Raw genomic sequence first — 14,643 nt, forward strand, 5'->3', positions numbered from 1 at the left:
GCCGAGGCGAGTCCGACACGGTGCCTGCGATCAGGAGGAGCGCTGCGAGAGGGGCGAGATGACGAGCTCGTCGATCCGCACGTGACGGGGAGCGTCGATCGCGAACATCGCGGAGCGTGCGACGTCGCCGGGCGCGAGCATCGCCGAGCGCGCGGCTGCGCCGGGGACCACGGGCCGCTGTCGCAGGAAGTCGCTGTCGATGTCGCCTGGGCAGAGGAGGGTCGCCCTGACGCCCGCCTCCGCCTCCTGGTCGTTGATCGTCCGGACGACCGGGGCCAGAGCGGCCTTGCTCGCGCTGTACGCGACTCCCGCACCCGGCGAGGGGCGCCAGCCCGCGATCGAGGACACCACGACCAGCACCCCCGAAGCGGAGCGGAGCCCGGGCAGTGCAGCGTCGGCACTCCGGACGACGCCGAGGAGGTTCGTCTGCACGATCCTCGCGAACTCCGCCGTCGACTGGTCCGCCCACGACCGCCGCGGGGTGTTCGCGCCGGCGGAGAGGACCACCGCGTCCAGGCCGTCGCCGCCGGTCGCGGCGGAGATCGCCTCGACGCGGTCGCGAGCGTCGTCGACCGTGACGTCGAACGGCAGCTCGAGGGGCGTGCCCCCTGCGGCACGGACGAGGGCGGCCGTCTCGGCCAGCTCGGGTGCCCTGCGGCCGGAGAGGGCCACGGTCCATCCCCGCTCCGCCAGGGCCTCTGCGCACGCGCGTCCCACGCCGCTCCCGGCTCCCGTCACCCAGGCCACTCGCCTCGTCGCGTTCATGAGATCTATAATAAGCAGACTTTTCATGGAAGACAGGAGCAGCGCATGCTGGTGGATCTCACGGACCGGGTCGTGCTGGTGACGGGCGGCGGACGGGGAATCGGGCGGGCCCTCGTGGAGCGTTTCGTGCACGAGGGTGCACAGGTGGCGGCATTCGACGTCGCATTCCCCGAAGACCCCGTCGAGGGCGTCCTCGAGATCGAGGGCGACGTGACCGACGCCGCGTCCGTGCAGAGCGGGGTCGACCAGGTCGCCGAGCGGTTCGGCGGCATCGACGTCCTGGTGAACAACGCGGGCATCAACGTGGAGGGCAGGGTCGAGGACCTCGACCTGGCCGCCTGGCGCCGGTGCTTCGATGTCAACGTCACCGGCGTCTTCCTGATGTCACAGGCCGTGCTGCCGCACGTGAAGGCCTCGGGTCACGGGCGCATCCTCAACGCGGCCTCGTTCGCGGCGATCGTCCCGTCGGTGGGCGCCGCTGCCTACGGGGCGTCGAAGGCGGCCGTCGTGCAGTTCACCCGGGTGCTCGCTGGCGAGCTGGGCCCGTGGGACGTCACGGTCAACGCCTACGCTCCCGGCATGGTCCCGAGCGCGATGAACGGGTTCGAGACGATGCCCCAGGCGACTCAGGACCGACTTCTCGACACCCTCACCCTCCGCCGCTGGGGCACCGCCGACAGCATCGCGGACCTGCTCGTGTTCCTCGCCAGCGACGCCGCCGCCTACATCACGGGCACGCTGGTCGACGTGAGCGGGGGCAAGCTCGCCACGCAGCTGCCCCAGCGCGCCTACGAAGGCCTCTCCCCCTCCGCCTCGTGACGCATCGACGTTCCCTCGACGAGATCCTGGGCACCGCCATCGTGGGCGGCGAGCTCCAGACGGGGACGGTGCTGAAGATCCAGGCACTGTCCGTCGAGCACGGAGTCTCCCGTTCCGTCATCCGAGAGACCCTGCGCATCCTCGAGACCCTCGGGATGGTCGTCGCACGGCAGCGAGTGGGGATCACCGTCCTGGGTCGCGAGCACTGGCGGCTGCTGGATCCTCGGGTCATCGCCTGGCGGTCCCACGCCGACGACGCGCAGACGCAGCTCCACGAGCTGATGCAGCTGCGCGGCATCCTCGAACCCGCCGCGGCCGAGCTCGCCGCGCGCCAGGGCACGCACGAGCAGCTGGCCGCCGTCGTCCGCGCGGCCAGGGAGATGACGACGACCTACCGCGATCGACGCGTCGCCCCGTTCGCGCAGGCCGACCTCGACTTCCACTCGGCGATCGTCGCCGCGGCCTCGAGCTCCGTCCTCGCCCAGCTCGCCGACACCGTCCTCGCCGCCCTGCTCCTGCGTTACTCCGGGAGCGTGCCCGTCTTCGACGAAGAAGGAGAGCGGGCCGTGGCGCTCCACGTCCGGATCGCCGACGCCCTCGCCTCGCGCGACGCCGCCGTGGCCGCGGACCTGACCCGCACGCTCGTCGACCACACCCGTGGTCGCGTCGAGGAGACCGCAGCGGCCCCGGCGATCGCCCGTGCGAGTGCGAGTGCGGGTGCGGGTGCGGGTGCGGGTGCGGCACCGGACGACCCCGATCCCGTGGCCGCCGCCCTCAGAGTGCGCTGAAGAAGACGACGAAGGCGACGGCCCCGACGGCCGTCAGCCCGACGGCGAGACCCCGCTCTCGCCACCCGTCGAGGCGCCGGACCACGACCCAGCCGAGCGCCGCGACGCCCGCCGCGATGCTGACGAGCCACCAGGTCGTCCCGGTCGTCGCCGCGACGCGGACGAGGCCCGAGACGCCGTCGCCGATCATCACGGCGGCGAGGACCGCGATGCCCGCCGCCTGCAGCACGGGGCGCGGCGACCACCACCACAGCCCGGCGAGCCCGACGACGGGGCCGGCCAGGGTCGCCGCCGTGAACCAGAAGTCGCCCGGTCCGTACGAGTCGGGGAAGCCCCTCAGGGTGGAGACGATCACGTAGCCCTGGACCGCGGCGTGGAAGACGACGAGCCCCAGGCCGGCTGCCGTCCACCACCTCCGGGCGCTCGGCCTTCGAGCGACCACCACGACAGCCGCGAAGGTGAGGATCGTCCAGCCGCCGCTCGAGTTGGCGAACGAGCTCAGCCCGCCGGGCAGGTGCTGCTGGCCGAAGGATGTGGCACCGCCGAGCACGAGGCCCGCCACGGCGCCCAGCAGCCACCAGCCGAGGGCCGTCAGCACTGAACGCGTCATCCCGTGAGCCTCACAGGTCGACGGCCGCTCGCCGACCACCTGGCGGACGATGCTCCCCCTCCTGGAGGGCGACCTCGCCGGCGCCGACGCCGCCCCCTTGAGGCGGCGAGGGGGCTCGACGTACGGTGGAGAGGTCGACGACGACGAGGGGACCACGACGATGGACGACGAGACGAACCGCGACCAGGGCCGACTCCGCCTGCAGAAGCCGACGTTCCGCGGCTCCTCGGTGGGCTGGGGCATCGCCGCCGTCGTGTGGCTCACCTGCGTCGTCAGCGTCGTCGTCAGGATGGCGACCGCATCGGGCGGGCCGGGCCTGGTGGACGTGATGATCCTCGTCGCACTGCTCGTCGCCACGGCCTTCTGCGTCACGGGCACCGTCGCGACGATCCGCCACCCGCGCCCCGCACCTCCGGCCGTCGACGACTAGCTCGGGCGGAGCGCCTTGGCCAGGAGACGTCCGACGACGGCGAGCTCGTCGGAGCTGAGCCTGCCGAGCGGGCCGGGCCGGAGGACCGCGTCGATCATCGCCCCCCTGACGGTCTCGCCCCGCTCCGTGAGCGAGACCACCCTCTGTCGGCGGTCGGTCGGGTCCGGCAGCCGCTGCACGAGCCCACGCCGTTCGAGCTGCCCGTAGAGGAAGGTGGCGTTGGGGGGCTTGCAGTGCAGGCGCACCGCGAGCGCCCCCATCGACCAGGGCCCGGACTCTGGATCGACCGTCCACAAGGCGTACGCGGTGTTCATGGTGAGGCCCAGCTCTGCGAGTGCCGGCGCCACCGCCTCCGTCGTGCCCGCGGTGACGTCGAACGCGGCGAGCACCGCTGTGGCCATGTCGGCCGTTCTCGCATCCATGCACCTAGGGCATGCCCTTCCCGCGCTGGAGAGGACGCCGGGTGAGCTCGTCGTCCACATGGGCAGCTTCATCACGGAGAAGCACCCCCTCGACCGGACCGACTGGTTGTCCGACCGCGACTACCGCTCCCGCACCGCCTACGCGAACTTCAAGCACGCCGTGCAGCTGTTCGGCTTCGAGCTGGCCAGGCGCCCCAAGCAGTGCGGACACTCGACCCGGTCCGTGGTCGTGCACCCGGGAGCCGCGATCGACGCCCTCACGCACGACCGGCCGGGCATCCACCAGCGCAGTGCACTCACCCGTGCCGCAGCCGCCGTCGTCGGCCCGCCCTTCTCCCGGATCGTCGCCGACAAGCAGGACGCGGCACGGTCGGCGGTCCTGGCCGTGAGCGCTCACGACCTCCCGCCCCTGGCGTACATGGGCCCGGAGCGGCGCGAGACGGGAAGGCCTCGAGCCGTGCCCGCACCGGCCGTGAGCCTCGACCCGGAGCTGGGCGCGTTCGTCTGGGACGAGACTGAGAGGCTCCTCGGCGCCCCCGTGTTCACGACTCCCTGCTGAACTCGGTCGCGTACACGCTGACCATCGCCGCGGACGATGGACGATCGGTGATCCCTGGCATCACGGAGGTGCGGGACCGCGAGGGACGGCCCGCAGAAAAGGCGGCCCACACCGTGGACCGCCTTCGTTCTGTGCGCCTGGAGGGACTCGAACCCCCAACCTTCTGATCCGTAGTCACATGCTCGCGAAGCTCACATCAAGGCCCTACTTGCGGCCCCAGCACGGCATGAGCCCGGGGCGGCCGAGCGGCTGCTGCCATCGAGAACCATCTAGATGCAACTGCGTGGAGTCGTCTAGGACGAGCAAAAAGGTGAGCGGGACAGATATGGGGCCATAACAGTCACCGGCGCCGCTGAGCCCGTGCGTCATCCGTGTCGTCTGGCCTGTGCGTGCCGGTGCCGCACCTGCCGAGGCTTCGTGTCGTCCCGGTCACCGGTGCGGTGGGGCGTGGCGGGTATCGAACCGGTATCGAGGTGTCTCCCTGCCGTGGGCTTCCTCATGGCCGGGTGCGTGCGGACAAGCTGCGGTCCGGCTAGCGGTGCGGTGGAGCGGGTCGGGGAACGTTCCGGTCCCGGAAGAAGCAGGCCCGGTGCGCATGAACCAGCCATCGGAGAGGCCCCCGGCAGGGGTGACGACGAGCACGCACGATGCGCGCGGAAGGAGGGTGGTTCCCGACGCATCACGAAGTGGTCTGGCGTGCCAGGCGAGGCAGACGCTCACAGCGTCAACCAGCCCCTGAGCTGCACACGGCAGCGAAGTCCCCGCCCACCGGCAGGTGGGTTACAGCAGCGAACGAGTGAGCGGAGGGAATCGCAGCAGTGACGGACGCGCCAGCGTTCGGCGGGGCGGAGACGCTTCTCGCGCAGCGGCAAGTCTGACGGGGAGCGGAGTGGACCGGAAGAGGGCGCCGGAACGAGGGTCACGTGCGAAGCAGCTGAAAGTGCAGGTGGAGCGGCGGCGACGAATCGAAACGGTGTGGGCGATTCTCAATAGCCGAGGAGACCACACTCGGTGCGTCAACAGTGTGGGAGCGTCAACCGGTAGTCCGGACACATGCCTTCGTCCGAGATGGGCCGCGACTCGGCCCCGTTCCGAGACGGCTGCACGACCGCGAGACTGTGCTTCTCTAGTCGCGCACACGATCGACGAGCTCAAGCGGCATCACCGCGAGAACGGTCGTTCCTGCTGCGCTTGCAGAGTAGGCCGACCGCCCCCATTGCCGAACCACAACGGCGCTGCCGGGCGCGCGGTGGTGTCATTCTGTTGACGTGTTTCGCAGCTGACTCGTCAACAGTTCGGCGCGCAACTGTGGCTTCCTCAGCCGCACTTTGGTCGGCAGGTCCCGAGGTATGGGTCGCACAGACATCGCTCGAGAGCTGACCGTTCACGAAAAACTCACTGTCAGCTATGTCGAAGCAAGCTGTGCCTTTCTCGCGACAGCTGACGTCACTGCTCATCGACTCAGGACGGCGACCGCCCTTCGGCGACGCATCGCGCACCAATTGACCGACCACGAGGCGTGAATGGGCGACGTGAACGTCCTTCTGACGCGCGACTCATGGCTCACGACGTCGAGCTCTGCCCTCGCCGTCACTAAGCTGTAAGTGAGCGATCGGTGCTTTCGCCGCCTGCTCAGGGGCCCGGGACTTGCATGCCCGCTGGGGAGGAGATCGACGTGGTGACCGGTCGGCCAGGCCTCAAACAAGTCGCCGCGGTGGCAGGCGTCTCGCACATGACCGTCTCGCGCGTCCTGAGCGGCCATCCCAACATCAGGGACTCCACTCGCGAGAAAGTGCTCAAGGCAGTCGACGAGCTGAACTACCGACCCAACGTCGCGGCTCGATCGCTCGTCACGCAGCGCACGGAGCGCATCGGCGTACTGGTCGAGAGCGGAACCGCGTTCGGTCCTTCGAGCACCCTGCGGGCCATCGAGCGGGCCGCGCGGTCGAGGGGCTATTCGGTGACGTCCGTCGCACTGCGAGACGAACAGGACATGACTCCGGTCGACGCCATCGAGCACTTGACGGGGCTGGGCATCGACGCCCTGTGCATCATCGCGCCGCGCTCCTCGTCCGTGGCGACCCTCCGCACCATCGAGATCGGGGTCCCGACACTGGTGGTGAAGTCCGAGGATGACCCGACCTTCCTCACGGTCTCGGTCGATCAACAAGCGGGCACGGCGGAGGCGGTCGACCACCTCGCGTCGCTGGGGCATCGTGACGTCCTGCACCTCTCAGGCCCTCTGGACTGGCTCGACGCTCGATCTCGTGAACGTGCTTTCCACGTGCGCGCCAAGTCCTGGGGGATGCGAGAACGCCCCATCGTGGTCGGTGACTGGACGCCCGACTCCGGCTACGAGTTCGCCGCGAGCCTGACCTCGGTCCCGGAGTTCACCGCGATGGTCGTCGCCAACGACGACATGGCCCTCGGCGTGATCCACGGTCTCGCCGAACGGGGGATCCGTGTTCCGCGAGACGTCAGCGTCATCGGCTTCGACGATCTGCCGAGCGCTCGCCACATGCTGCCTCCGCTGACGACGGTGCGGCAGGATTTCGACGCGCTGGGGACGGCGGTCGCAGACGTGATCCACGCCCACATGCACGGCCAGGAGATCCCCCGGCGCACACTCATCGCGACCGAGCTGGTGGTTCGCGAGTCCACTGCACCGCCCCGCGCCTGATCGCCGTGGGGTGATCCGTAGTCAGCTGTCGCGTATCATCGGCGACACCTCGGCACGGCGGCCCCGATGCCGTGCCGCACACGATCCGAGGACGGCACGTGGATCTGCAGTCGATGGCGGCTCCTGGTTCTCCCCACCGGACGGTGGAGATGGTCGGGATCGACGTCGTCTTCACCTCGGGCCCGGCTCTCACCGGCGCACGTCTGTGCCTGGCCCCGGGAGAGATCCACGGGCTGATGGGGCAGAACGGCGCTGGCAAGTCGACGCTGATCAAGACCCTTACGGGCATTCATCGTCCCGACGCCGGAATGGTCAAGGTGGACGGCGTCGAGCGCCGCTTCTCGGGGCCGGCGGACGCACGATCGGCCGGCATCTCGGCGGTGTTCCAGGATGAGTGGCTCACGGACAACCTGAGCATCGGCGAGAACATGATGCTCGGGCACGAGGTCCGTGGCCGCTTCGGCATCTCCTGGTCGCGGACCCACCAGCGAGCAGCCGAGATGCTGGGAGAGCTCGGACTGGGAGACCTCGATCCGCGGGCATCCGTGCGCTCGCTGTCGCCGGCGCTCCGCCAGCTCGTCGCCATCGGTCGGGCGATGATCGACCGCCCCCGCGTCCTCGTGCTCGACGAACCGACCTCGAGTCTCGACCTCGACGACGCCGTCCGGCTCTTCGCAGTCCTGAGACGCCTGCGCGACAGCGGTGTCGCGATACTGTTCGTCTCGCACTTCCTGGAACAGGTCTTGGCCCTGAGCGACCGGATCACCGTGCTGCGCGACGGCAGCACGGTCGGCGACTACCCCGCGCACTCCGTGGACCGGGCCGAGCTGATCGCCGTGATGCTCGGCGAGGACATCGAGGCGCTACGGCGGATCGGCGTGGACCGCCGCCAGCATCACCGACAGCCCGTCGGCCCGCCGATGTACCAGGCTCTCGGCCTCGGCCGTCGAGGAGCGGTCGCACCGACCGACTTGGAGCTGCATCGAGGTGAGATCGTCGGCTTCGCCGGGTTGCGAGGCTCCGGTCGCACGGAGATGGCCTCCCTGCTCAGCGGCGCCGATCGCCACGACTGCGGACGCGTCCTGATCGACGGTGAGCCCACGCAGGTGACCGAACCCCGCTCGGGCATGCGGCATGGGATCACGCACGCGAGCGAGAACCGCCACGAGGACGGCATCATCGCTGAACTGTCCGTCCGCGAGAACATCGTGATCGGCATCCAGGCCCTTCGCGGCTGGTCTCGGCCCCTCTCGGCCGCCGAGACCGACGGCCTCGTCCGTGCCTACATCGACTCGCTCGACATCTCGCCGGCGGATCCCGACCTCCCGGCCAAGTACCTCTCAGGCGGCAACCAGCAGAAGGTCGTGCTGGCACGGTGCCTGGCGACCATGCCTCGACTCCTCGTGCTCGACGAGCCGACCAAGGGGATCGACGCGGCCTCGAAGGTCGACATCCAGGCCCACGTCGTCCGGCTCGCGAAGGACGGGGTCGCCGTCGTCTACATCTCGTCCGACCTCGACGAAGTCGTTCGCCTCAGCGATCGCGTCGCCGTGTTCAAGGACCGCGAGAAGATCGGCGAGGTCAGCAACGGCCCGTGGCTGACGGTCGACACGATCGTCGAGATGATCGCCGCCGACTCCTGAAGGGAAGCGACTGGAAGACCGCGTGGGCAAGATCGCTGCGTTGACCCCTGTTTGGGTGTTACCGTGAACATCACTGACAGCCTCAGCTCTCCTCAGCAACGACGCCGAACTAGGAGCACGTGTGATGAAGCACTTCCCGCGACCGATCGTCCTCGCGACGACCGTGGTCCTCATGGCTCCCCTGTTGGCGACAGCGTCAGCATCCGCCGCTGCAGCCCAGGGTGACGCCCCGGCAGATGCCCTCGGTGCACCGGGTGAGATCCTTCGATATGACTTCGACGCCGATGCCGGCACAACTGTCCTCGACAGCTCTGGACATGGTCGGAACGGGGAGCTCGTCGCCGGCGGCACGTGGAACGACGGTGCTCTGCAACTCGACGGCGACGACGACTTCGTCAGGCTCCCGGACGACCTGCTCGCCGATGTCACCGACATCACGGTCGAGGCCGACGTCTGGATCGATCCCGCCCAGGCTTCCCCCTACTTCCTCTACGGGCTGGGCAACACGACGGCCGGAGCAGGCGACGGCTACCTCTTCACCTCCGGAGACAACTACCGCACCAGCCTGACCACCGGCAACTGGACCACAGAGCAGACGGTGTCGCAGAGTGCAGCAGTGCCGCGCGGCACCTGGGCGCACCTGGCGTACACGCTCGCCGGAACGACCGCCACCCTCTACCTCGACGGGGTGAAGGTCGGCAGCTCGACCGTGACCATCGATCCGAAGGACATCGGAGCCGGCAGGACGACGGCCAACTACATCGGCCGTTCGAACTACGACGCCGACAATCGCTTCCGAGGCCAGATCCGGGAATTCGCGATCTACGACCGAGCTCTGAGCCCGGCCGAGGTGCTCTCCGCCTCCGGGAACACGACGACCCTGTCCGACGTGACGATCGGCGGAGACGTCCTCAAGACCGCGCCGATCATCGACTCGGTCGATCGGGTCGTCACCTTACCGGTGAAGCCGGGTGTCGCGCTGACCTCCCTCGCTCCCACCTACACGACCGCGGCCGGCGTCGTCGCCAGCCCCGCCTCCGGGACCGTGCGCGATCTGTCCACGCCTCAGCGGGTGGTGCTCACGCCGCTAGACGGCGGCTCGCCGACCACCTGGACGCTGAAGGCGATCTCTATGGGGAGCCCCGCCATCCCCGGCCTCTACGCCGACCCCAACATCGCAGTCTTCGGAGACACCTACTACGTCTACGCCACGACCGACGGCGTCCCCGGCTGGGGCGGCAACCAGTTCTGGGTCTGGTCGTCGAAGGACCTCGTGGACTGGACTCGCTCGGACCAACCGATCCTGACCCTCGACGGTGCGAACGGGAACGTCCCCTGGGCGGCTGGCAACGCCTGGGCACCGACGATCTCGGAGAAGAACGGCAAATACTACTTCTACTTCTCCGGCCACAACGCCGCGCTGGACCGCAAGACGATCGGGGTCGCTGTCGCCGACAGCCCGACAGGCCCCTTCGCCGCACAGCCGACGGCCATGATCACGAACGGTGAGGCAGTCAACTCCGGGCAGGCCATCGATCCAGCCGCGTTCACCGACCCGGCGACGGGCAAGAGCTACCTCTTCTGGGGCAACGGAGTCCCCGTCTACGCCGAACTCGCCGACGACATGCTCTCGGTCAGAACGGACACCATCAAGCGGATCGACGGCCTGACCGACTTCCGTGAGGGCGCCTTCGTCAACGTGCGCAACGGGCTCTACCACCTGACGTACTCCATCGACGACACGGGGTCCGAGAACTACAGGGTCGGGTACGCCACTGCGACGAGCATCGACGGACCCTGGACCTACCGCGGTGTGGTCCTCGAGAAAGACCCTGCCCTGGGCATCCTCGCCACGGGCCACAACTCGATCATCAACGTGCCGGGCACCGACGACTGGTACATCGCCTACCATCGCTTCGCCTTCTCCGGCGGCGACGGCACGCACCGTGAGACGACCATCGACCGGGTCACGTTCTCTCCGACGACCGGCCTCATGGAGAAGGTGCGACCGACGCTCGAGGGCGCCAGCGCTCAGGAGGTCGTCGACGTGGCCGTGCCCGCGGTCACCGTCACCGCCGCGAGCAGGACCCGCTGCGTGCAGGGCAAGGTCTTCCTCTCGGTGGCCGTCTCCAACCCGAACACCTTCGCGATCAAGGTCGTCGTCACCTCGGCCCACGGCGTCAAGACGATCGACGAGATCGGCGCCGGGAAGAGCGCCACACACGCGTTCACCACCCGCGACGCGAGCGTCGCCGGCGGTCAGGTGAGCGTGTCCGCCACGGCGTTCGTCGCCGGCAAGCCCGCGACGACGAGCGCTGTTGCCACCTATCCCGCTGCTAGCTGCCGCTGACCCCCGTCCCACCCTCACCACCCCACCGCGTCGGCGATGCTGCCCACGCAGAACGGAGACACCCGAGATGAACACCCGCTCCCTCCTCGCCCGCGGAGCCGCAGGCCTGACCGGAGGCCTGCTCCTCCTCGGCGTCGCCAGCACGGCGGCCGCCGCAGAACCTGAGATCGGCACCGACGACGTCGACGTCACCGTCGACATCGCCCCCCTCAGCGGAGGAGGCGCTCTCGCCATGTCCGTGGCCGGCACCTCGTCCGCACTGGCCGAGAACGGCTCGACCGGCGTGATCCGCCAGTTCACCGGGACCCTGCCCACCGTCACCGTGACCGACACCCGCGATCCCGCCGACATCCCCGCGGACGCCGGCTGGTACGTCCTGGGGACCGCGACCGACTTCGTCTCCTCAGACGGCCTGAGCACGATCGGCGCGGAGAACCTCGGCTGGGCTCCGAACCTCATCGACGGAGGCAACAGCGGCCTCGTCGCTGAGGGCGACGTCGTCGACACCGCCATCGATGGTGGGCCCGACGGCGTGGGCCTCGTCGACCAGGAGCTCCTGGCGATCACCGGCGACTCCGCCGGCATCGCGGGCGAGGGGTCGTGGACCGCGGACGCGGCGCTGACCCTGAAGACACCGACCACCGTCGACGCCGGCGATTACAGCTCCACCATCACGCTCTCCCTGTTCGAGTAACTTCCGCGAGGCACGCCCCTCATCCCCCCACAGCCGTGAGCGGCCGGGCACCTCGTGCCCGGCCGCTTCGTGCGTCCTATTCGAGATCCAGAGGTTTCCATGACCGGTCCACGCCGATCCTCTTCCGGCGGGCGCCTTCCGGCGACGCGCCTCCCCACGCTCTCCGGGTTCGTCCTCGTCGGGCTCGTCACCGGGGGGTTGGTCGCGGCGGCCGCTCCGGCCGCGTCAGCCGCGTCAGCCCCCCAAGGCGTGACGTGGGCAGTGAGCCCCGCGACCGACGGCGCTCCGGACGAGCGATCCTGGGTCGAACTCGACCTCGGGCCCGGTGCCACCGCCTCCGACGAAGCTGCCGTTCGCAATCTCAGCGACGAGACCGTGACGTTCCGCATCGACGCGGCGGACGGCTACTTCACGGACGAGGGCCGCTTCTCCATGCTCCCCTCGGACAGGCCGTCGACGGACGCCGGTACCTGGATCTCCGCTCCCGAGACGGTCACCATCGAGCCCGGAGCGACGGGCATCGTCCCGTTCACGGTCTCGGTGCCCTCGAATGCCGAGCCCGGAGACCACGCGGCCGGCATAGCGGCGTCCCTGGTGTCGGTCGGCTCCGGCGCCGGTGGCGCGTCCGTCGGGGTCGAGAGCCGCATCGGCTTCCGCGTGATGACCAGGGTGACCGGCGACGTCGTCCCGGGTGTCGCCGTCGACGGCATGCGGGTCGACTACCAGATGTCGTGGAACCCCTTCGCCGCCGGGTCGCTGACCGTCGAGGCCGACATCGTCAACACAGGCAACGTCCGCCTCGTCCTCGACGGGACCGTCCGCGCGCAGGGATCGTCCGCGCCGATCGTCGCCGAAGACGCCGCACGACAGGAACTGCTGCCGGGCGACCGCAGGGCGGTGTCGATCCCGCTCAGGGGCGTCTGGCCCCTCATCGTCGCGAGCGCCGAGCTGGAGGTCGCCCCCACGGTCGTCGCACCGGACGGAGGAGAGGCCGTCGATCTGGAGCCGGTCGCCGCCACGGCGACGGCCGCCGCAGTTCCGTGGCCACAACTGCTCGTCGTGCTCGGCGCGGCACTCGTCCTGTCGGCGCTCCTCGCGGGCCGTTCACGCTCACGCAGCCGTGTCGCCGCGCTCGTGCGGCAGGCCAAGGAGGAGGGCCTCCGGGAGGGCGCCGTCGGCGGGCGCACGGATGGCGGAAGCCCGAACGCGAACGATCGCTGAACAGCTCGTCGAGCGCAGGAACGGAAACGACGAGAGCCGCCCCCGACGGGGCGGCTCTCGCGTCTCTCGTGGAGCTCAGTGTCCTGGGGACTCAGGGGACGAGCCGGAAGGTGGCGTCTCCGTACTCGGCACTGGACACCGGGTCGATCCTCAACGAGAAGTCCCTGTGTCGCAGGTACCTGGTGGGGTAGTTGTAGCTCTGGAACGAGGACCAGGACGAGTCCGAGAGGCCGGCGACCTTCCTGAACGTCGCGTCAGCGGCGAAGCCGGCGCTGCCGTCGTTGGCGTTCAGGACGACAGAGAAGTTCGAGTGCCTGAGGTACTGGCCGGGGAAGTTGACCGACTCGAAGGAGACGGCGTTCGCGTCGGCCAGACCAGGGACGATCTTCCACTGCGAGTCCTGCTGGAGGTCGAAGGGGAAGGCATCGATGCGTGCTGCCCCGCCCTGGTGACGGACGTACCGGTCAGGGAAGTTCGACGACTTGAGTCGCGTCGAGCTGGTCAGGCCGTACTTGCCGGTCAACCCGGTGTACTCGGAGGACGTGATGGGCTGGATGCTGTTGTGCTTGGACCCGATGGGGGCCGTGAAGTTCCGCTGGCTGAGCGGCGTCCACGATCCAGTCGTGACGCTGCCTTGCCAGACGTTGAACTTGTTGTTCGGGCAGTAGTTGTCGCCCCAGAGCCACCACGAGTTGGGGTCTGACAGAGATCGCACGACGGTGGGCGCCTCGACGCAGCCACCCTGGTACAGGCCGGTCGTGTACGGGGTGAACGAGCCCGGCGTGAGGGACGACGAGCGGGCGCCCATGAGGCCCGTCTGGTTGGGGGCAGGAGAACGGTAGTAGAGGTAGTTCACCCCGTTGATGTCGGTCTGCACGTCGGAGTCGATGACACCGCCCTGGCCGTTGTTGTCGAAGAACGTCACGGGTGCCGTCGTCGTCACGAAATCGGACGTGTAGACGACGAGGATCGTGCCGAACGGGCCACCCGTGGGACTCGCGCTGAACGTGATGCCGTACTTGGCACGCGTCGGGTCCCAGAAGATCGCGGGTGCCCAGGTGAACGAGTTGGGGTTCGCACTGTTGATGTTGAGCAGCCGGTCGCTCGACCAGTTGACCAGGTCAGGCGAGGTCCAGATGTGGATGGAGGGGTTGGCAGCCCCGAAGTTCTCGTTCTTGAGGTCCGTCGCCGTCATCACCCAGCTGCCGTCCTGCAGCCGGAAGAGGAACGGGTCGCGGATGCCCTTCGTCCCGAGCGTCGGGACGAGGATCGGGGCGTTGTCGTTGAGGGCCGTCCACTCGAGGGCGTCCTTGCTCACGGCGAGGTGCACGTTGTTGGAGTTGCCGGAGCCGTTGGGGCTCTCCTTGAAGTACGCCATGACGTAGGCGCTGTTGGCCGTCGCTGCTTCAGCCGGGGCTGTCTGCGGCGACGCCACGATGAACGCGCCGACCATGGCGGCGGATGCGGCGATGGTCGCGAGACGGCGCCGCCACGAGCTGCGGCCGGGGCCGGCGATGGAGTTCGATCTTGTTGACATGGTTCGCTTTCTAGGGTGGGTCAGTGGGTCGGGTCGGGGTGCGGATGCTCGAAGTCGCCGTGTGTGGGTGTGTGCCGGGACAGCCTCCTGGGACGTGGGCGGGTGTCTGACGGCGCGGCGCAGTG

At 69.2% G+C, this 14,643-nt stretch carries 13 protein-coding genes; 9 read left to right on the forward strand and 4 right to left on the reverse strand.

The features are described 5' to 3' along the window. Positions 1-30: 30 nt before the first annotated feature. On the reverse strand, positions 31-792 hold the full coding sequence (locus tag ES689_RS12505; RefSeq protein WP_150007977.1) for an SDR family NAD(P)-dependent oxidoreductase: 762 nt from the start codon (positions 790-792) through the stop codon (positions 31-33). 18 nt (positions 793-810) lie between these two features. Here ES689_RS12505 and ES689_RS12510 point away from each other — a divergent pair, with 18 nt between their 5' ends. Together ES689_RS12510 and ES689_RS12515 are read left to right on the forward strand one after the other, a co-directional pair. Then, positions 811-1,584, forward strand: coding sequence for an SDR family NAD(P)-dependent oxidoreductase (locus ES689_RS12510; RefSeq protein WP_146905109.1), 774 nt, complete (start codon positions 811-813; stop codon positions 1,582-1,584). Next, a complete protein-coding gene (locus ES689_RS12515) occupies positions 1,581-2,372 on the forward strand; it encodes a FadR/GntR family transcriptional regulator (RefSeq protein WP_146905112.1) in 792 nt (263 codons plus the stop codon). The genes ES689_RS12510 and ES689_RS12515 overlap by 4 nt, the downstream gene beginning before the upstream one ends. Here the strand turns inward: ES689_RS12515 and ES689_RS12520 are convergent. Continuing rightward, complete coding sequence (locus tag ES689_RS12520) at positions 2,359-2,982, reverse strand: DUF6518 family protein (RefSeq protein WP_146905115.1); 624 nt, start codon at positions 2,980-2,982, stop codon at positions 2,359-2,361. The two genes, ES689_RS12515 and ES689_RS12520, sit on opposite strands and share 14 nt — an antisense overlap. A gap of 49 nt (positions 2,983-3,031) precedes the next feature. Here ES689_RS12520 and ES689_RS12525 point away from each other — a divergent pair, with 49 nt between their 5' ends. Next, complete coding sequence (locus ES689_RS12525) at positions 3,032-3,412, forward strand: hypothetical protein (RefSeq protein WP_146905118.1); 381 nt, start codon at positions 3,032-3,034, stop codon at positions 3,410-3,412. Here the strand turns inward: ES689_RS12525 and ES689_RS12530 are convergent. Further along, positions 3,409-3,813 (reverse strand): MarR family winged helix-turn-helix transcriptional regulator, encoded by a 405-nt coding sequence (locus ES689_RS12530; protein ID WP_191330426.1) that lies wholly within the window; start codon positions 3,811-3,813, stop codon positions 3,409-3,411. The genes ES689_RS12525 and ES689_RS12530 overlap by 4 nt on opposite strands. Positions 3,814-3,892: 79 nt before the next feature. Here ES689_RS12530 and ES689_RS12535 point away from each other — a divergent pair, with 79 nt between their 5' ends. The 6 genes from ES689_RS12535 (at position 3,893) to ES689_RS12560 (ending at position 12,981) form a co-directional block, all read left to right on the forward strand. After that, a complete protein-coding gene (locus ES689_RS12535) occupies positions 3,893-4,393 on the forward strand; it encodes a hypothetical protein (protein ID WP_146905123.1) in 501 nt (166 codons plus the stop codon). Between the two features lie 1,675 nt (positions 4,394-6,068). Then, on the forward strand, positions 6,069-7,073 hold the full coding sequence (locus ES689_RS12540; RefSeq protein WP_370512376.1) for a LacI family DNA-binding transcriptional regulator: 1,005 nt from the start codon (positions 6,069-6,071) through the stop codon (positions 7,071-7,073). 98 nt (positions 7,074-7,171) lie between these two features. Next, positions 7,172-8,716: a sugar ABC transporter ATP-binding protein gene (locus ES689_RS12545; protein WP_223269593.1), complete on the forward strand. Its 1,545-nt coding sequence runs from the start codon at positions 7,172-7,174 to the stop codon at positions 8,714-8,716. Positions 8,717-8,840: 124 nt separating this feature from the next. Beyond that, positions 8,841-11,066, forward strand: coding sequence for a family 43 glycosylhydrolase (locus tag ES689_RS12550; protein WP_146905128.1), 2,226 nt, complete (start codon positions 8,841-8,843; stop codon positions 11,064-11,066). 67 nt (positions 11,067-11,133) lie between these two features. Then, on the forward strand, positions 11,134-11,760 hold the full coding sequence (locus ES689_RS12555; RefSeq protein WP_146905131.1) for a hypothetical protein: 627 nt from the start codon (positions 11,134-11,136) through the stop codon (positions 11,758-11,760). A gap of 99 nt (positions 11,761-11,859) precedes the next feature. Then, positions 11,860-12,981: a WxL protein peptidoglycan domain-containing protein gene (locus ES689_RS12560; RefSeq protein WP_146905134.1), complete on the forward strand. Its 1,122-nt coding sequence runs from the start codon at positions 11,860-11,862 to the stop codon at positions 12,979-12,981. Between the two features lie 91 nt (positions 12,982-13,072). On the opposite strand, the gene ES689_RS12565 is transcribed toward ES689_RS12560, so the two are convergent. Then, entirely contained in the window at positions 13,073-14,518 is a 1,446-nt protein-coding gene (locus ES689_RS12565) for a glycoside hydrolase family 43 protein (protein WP_146905137.1), read from the reverse strand. Positions 14,519-14,643: the final 125 nt, after the last annotated feature.

The organism is Frigoribacterium sp. ACAM 257 (assembly GCF_007954365.1).
In the GTDB taxonomy this organism is placed as follows: domain Bacteria; phylum Actinomycetota; class Actinomycetes; order Actinomycetales; family Microbacteriaceae; genus Frigoribacterium.